This is a genomic window from Pseudotenacibaculum haliotis (assembly GCF_042684245.1).
Lineage (GTDB): Bacteria > Bacteroidota > Bacteroidia > Flavobacteriales > Flavobacteriaceae > Polaribacter > Polaribacter haliotis_A.
The window spans coordinates 1-4,788 of the sequence record NZ_JBHULH010000005.1; the positions used below are offsets into that span (position 1 = coordinate 1).

At 34.1% G+C, this 4,788-nt stretch carries 2 protein-coding genes; both read left to right on the forward strand.

The genetic code is table 11. The annotated features are described in order from the left end of the window. The first annotated feature begins 14 nt into the window (after positions 1–14). Positions 15–155 (forward strand): T9SS type B sorting domain-containing protein, encoded by a 141-nt coding sequence (locus ACFSRZ_RS11795; protein ID WP_379666773.1) that lies wholly within the window; start codon positions 15–17, stop codon positions 153–155. A gap of 157 nt (positions 156–312) precedes the next feature. Further along, positions 313–4,788 (forward strand): IgGFc-binding protein (locus ACFSRZ_RS11800; RefSeq protein ID WP_379666772.1); only part of this gene is annotated, 4,476 nt, incomplete at its 3' end.

Genomic DNA, 4,788 nt, shown 5'->3' on the forward strand with positions numbered 1-4,788 from the left:
TAGCTACTATTGATATCGATAATCCTGGATGGAATGGAACTTTCAACGGAAAAGTGCTTCCTTCAGATGATTACTGGTTCTCTATCAAACTTACAGACAGAAATGGAATCCTTAGAGAAAGAAAAGGAAATTTCTCTCTCCTCAGAAATCGATAAAAACAATAAAAATAGTTTTTGAAATCCCTCCCCAAAAATGGGGAGGGATAAATTTCACCTTTTATAAGGATTGTTTTTTCTGTTTTCCTATCCTATTTTTGATACCATCATGAATAAACAGTCCCCCAAAAAAAATTATTCATGGGTATTATTATGTATGCTTTTTTGCTTTAGTTTGACCTATGGTCAGCTAAGCAATAAGCATTACATACCGCCCCTGACTTCTGCCGAATCTGGTAATGCCCTCCCTGGATTACAATATATTTACATTTCAACTCCAAGTAATCAAGATATTAGTTATTCTATAAAACCTCTTGGACAAACTCCTGCAGGTTATATTCATGGAATAGTAAACAATGCTTCTCCTGCTGAAGTGTTTTTAGGCAATTCATTTGGTCAATTATATATAAATCCATCTACTACAAGTACCATATATAATAATAAAGGATACATAATTGAGGCAAGTGAGCCTATATACGCATCAATAAGAACAAGATCTTCTAATGATTCTCAAGCTGCAGCATTAGTAAGCAAAGGAGAATTGGCTTTAGGAACTACTTTTAGAGCAGGGTCTTTTACCAATGAAAATGCTAGTGATAACAATTACTTAAGTTTTATTTCTGTTTTAGCAACCCAAGACAATACAGCAATTAGTTTTGATGATTTGCCCGTAGGACTCACGGTAAAAAACTATACAGGTACTTTTCCTATTCAAGTAACTTTAGATGAAGGAGAAACTTATGTTCTGGCCGTAGATACAGGAGAAAGCAACATTAATAAAGATGGTCTTATAGGGGCGCTTATAGAATCTAATTACCCTATTGCAGTTAATACAGGATCTACTAGTGGAAGTTTTAGCAATACCGGTGGTAGAGATTTTGGAATTGACCAAATTGTTGATTTATCTAAAGTTGGAAACGAATATATTTTTGTGAAAGGATCCGGATCAAATAGAGTTGAGAATCCTTTAATAGTAGCTCATACAGACAATACAATTATTAATATTAATGGAGTTTCCAATATAGCTACAATCAATGCAGGGGAATACTATGTTATTGAAGGGGATAATTATTCTACAGATGACAATATGTATGTTTCCACAAGCCAACCTGTATTTGCTTACCAAGGGATAGGTGGTTTAGGTAACGATCATAATCAAGGGTTCTTTTTTGTTCCTCCATTAAATTGCGAAAACAGAACAAATGTGAACAACATTGCTCATATTGAAAAAATTGGAGCAGAAACATATACAGGAGAAGTTATTATTATTACTAATAATGGAGCAACAGTTACGATTAATGACAGCCCTATTAATACATACACAGTTCAAGGTCCATTTACAGTGCCTGGAAAAACGGATTACGTTACTTATAAAGTAACAAACTTATCTGGCAACATAGCTGTTAAAAGTAATCAAGAATTGTATTGTGCCTATATTAATACAAACACAGACGCAAGTTCAGGAAGTTTTTATTCGGGATTTCCTTCTCCTCCTCAAATAGATTTCTCCACCGGCATTGCTACCCTAGGAAATTGCATTCCTAATATCATCTTATCGGTATCCAATATAGATTTTTTTGACTCTTATGAATGGTACTATGATGATGGTTCAGGGTTTGTTTCCACAAATGTAACAAGTACAACTTTCACACCATTAAATCCAGGTAAATACAAACTTGCCGGAATAGTAAGTTGCACAGGGCTAACGTTAGAATCTGAGGTAGTTGTAGTAAGTAATTGCCCTAACGATTTTGATAATGATGGTATTATTGACAATGTTGATATTGATACAGACAATGATGGCATTTCAAACCTAGATGAATCTCTAGGTAATGGTCATGTAGATATTAGTAATATATCAACTCCAGTTGTTGTTTTTCCTGACGCAACAACCAATAATGCAATTGTCAGCTCTCAGCATAATAGTTCTAACAATGCTAGTAATAATTTTCAAGGAACAAATAATGGTGTTTTTTACTCTCTAGTGGCAGCTGGTTTTAATGCAGAACAAACTTATAAATTAACTTTTACCACACCTGTAAATGCTACTCTTCAACAAGAATCAGGGACTACTCACACTATTGTTGCCGGAGAAGTTTTTACTGTATCTGTTTCTGATTTAGAAAGTATTACATTAACCGATCCTGACAATCAATTATTGGTAGATACCAATTTTGATGGTATTTTTGAATTAGGCGTAAACACGCATACTGCTTCAGAAATTAGATTTATTTACAACAACTCTCCTTTAGGGAATACTCCGTATCGTTTCTCTACATCCAAAGTAAACGAAATATCTTTTCATCATGCTTTAGACAATATGAGTCTAAACTCTGAATTTAGAGGCCGTTTTCAATTAGTAAATATGCATAAGGATACTGACGGTGACGGGAACTCTGATGATTTTGATGTAGATTCAGACAATGATGGTATTCCAGATTTAATAGAAGCCAATGCTACTATAACCACCTTATTAAATACTGATAGCAACTCAGATGGATTAGACAATGTGTTTGCAGGTTCTTTTGTAACACCTATTGATAGCGATAGAGATACTATTCCTGATTACCTTGATCTGGATGCTGATAATGATGGAATTTTTGATCTTTTTGAAGCTGGGCATGGACTTCCAGATGCTGATCTTAATGGTGTTATTGACAATATTAATTCCCTTATAGGAAACAATGGTTTTGCAGACGGTTTAGAAACTAGTTCTGACAGTTTTCTTATTGGATATACAATAACAGACTCTGATAGTGACAACTCTCTAAATTACACTGAATTAGACAGTGATAATGATAACTGTTTTGATGTAATTGAGGCAGGATTTACAGATAATGACACTGATGGATTATTAGGGGATTCTCCTGTTACTGTCGATAGTAATGGACTTGTAACTTCTGCCACAGACGGATATACAGTGCCCAATTCAAATTATATAATTTATGCTCCTATAACTCTAAACACTCCTTTTCAAGATGTAGTTTTTTGTGAAGGAGAAACAGCTTCTATATTTATTGATGCTACAGCAGATTCTTATCAATGGCAATTAAGTACAGATGGTTCTACTTGGTCAAATCTATCAAACGATGCTATATATAACGGAGTTATTAGCAATACTCTAACAATAAACAATCTAACCAATTCATTTGATGGGTATGAATTTAGAGTGCTTATGCAAAAAGCTGGAAATTCTTGTGGCGCAATTAGCAACAGTATCACCTTAAGCATAAACCCATTACCAATAGTAAACAACTCTGTTGAGTTAATTGAGTGTGATGATAATTTAGATGGAATCAGCAGTTTTAACTTATTAAATGCACTACCTTCTTTATCTTCAAATCATTTAAACGAAATATTTACTTTTTACACTTCATTAGCTGATGCTCAAAACGATAGTAACCCTATTTTAACTCCTAATGCTTTTGTTAACTCTCAAGCTAGCATTCAGAACATATGGGTAAGAGTAACATCAAATACAGGTTGTTACACCATAACTTCAATAACCTTACGTGTTCCTACAACACAAATTCCTTCTGGATTTCTGAGAACATTTAACACCTGTGATGACTTTTTAGACACCAATGGTAACGACAACAATAATAATGATAGTGGAGATGGTATTTCTTCTTTTGACTTTAGTTCGGTAACCACAGAAGTTCTTGCTATGTTCCCTAGTAACCAACAGTTATCAATAAATTATTACAGAACAGAGCAAGACGCAATTAATCAAGTTAACCCAATTACAGACACAAATAATTATAGAAATATTGGATTTCCAAATAATCAACAAATTTATATTCGTATTCAAGATCTAAACACTAATTCTTGTGTATACATAGCTTCACACATTAACCTATTGGTAGACCCTGTTCCTCAAATTAATCCTACTTTGAATTTAGAGTTATGTGATATTGATGGAGATGGTTTTGTGCAAGGATTTGATTTAGACAGTAAAACAGCAGATCTTTTAGCCGGACAAAATCCCTTGCATTTTTCTATTCGCTATTATACTTCTGAAGACGACGCCATAAATGAAGTTAACCCTATTATAAACACAAGCTCATTTGACAATACTGTACCCTTCTTACAAACTATATATGTAAGGATTGTAAATAACATTAGTAATTGTTTTTCAACAGGTCGTGCTTTTGATCTTATTACCGTTCAAATACCAAATCCATCTCCTGTTAGCAATATGGTTTTTTGTGACGACAATACTGATGGTATAATTTCCGGCATCGATTTAGACTCTCAAATTCCACAAATATTAGGAAGTCTAAACCCAAGTACACATCAGGTTTCTTTCCACACATCCTTAGCTGATGCCGAAACTGCAAACAACCCAATCAATAGTCCTTTTACCAACACAACCCCTTTCTCGCAAACAATATATGTGAGGATAACCAACAATACAACAGGGTGCTTTAGTACTAATAGTCAATTTGATATTATTATCAACCCTGAACCTCAGTTCCTTTCTCTTCCTGATCAAGAGTTCTGTGATGATGATACTGACGGATTGGTGGCTAACATAGACCTCAATGCTCTGATTCCTCAAATCTTAAATGGTCTAGACCCTAGCCTATACAATATCTCTTTTCACATATCAGCTAGTGATGCTAATAGCGGA